Genomic DNA, 445 nt, shown 5'->3' with positions numbered 1-445 from the left:
ATCCTCCGGCTCCCGGTCACGCTGCTGCTCATGCTGTCCGCGTTCGCGTTCGCCATCGTCACCGCCATCCCGCTCGGCGTGATCTCGGCGAAGCGGCGGAACGAGCCGGCCGACCACGTCTCCCGTATCATCTCGCTGATCGGCGTCTCGACCCCGTCGTTCTGGATCGGGCTGGTGTTGATCATCGTCTTCGCGTTCCACCTCGGGTGGTTCCCCGCGCGGGGGCTCGTCCTCCCGTGGGAGAGCCCGGCGAACGTCCGCGGGGCAGCGACGCAGGTGGAGGTGATACGCCAGTCGGCGCACCACCTCTTCCTGCCGATGATCGGGCTCGGAACGCTTCAGATGGCCCAGATCACCAGGATCGAGCGCTCGTCGATGGTCGACTCCCTTCAGGGCGAGTACGTGAAGCTCGCCCGCGCGTACGGCGTGCCCGAGTCGACGATCG

General features: G+C 67.6%; 1 protein-coding gene. It reads left to right on the top strand.

The annotated features are described in order from the left end of the window. A partial coding sequence (locus D3D02_RS19885; protein ID WP_147435808.1) for an ABC transporter permease occupies positions 1–445 on the top strand: 445 nt, incomplete at both ends.

The sequence above is a fragment of the Halobellus sp. Atlit-38R genome (assembly GCF_003665925.1).
GTDB classification, from domain to species: Archaea; Halobacteriota; Halobacteria; order Halobacteriales; family Haloferacaceae; genus Haloquadratum; species Haloquadratum inordinatus.
The sequence above is the reverse complement of the archived record's forward strand: the minus strand, read 5'-3'. Positions and strand labels throughout refer to the sequence as shown.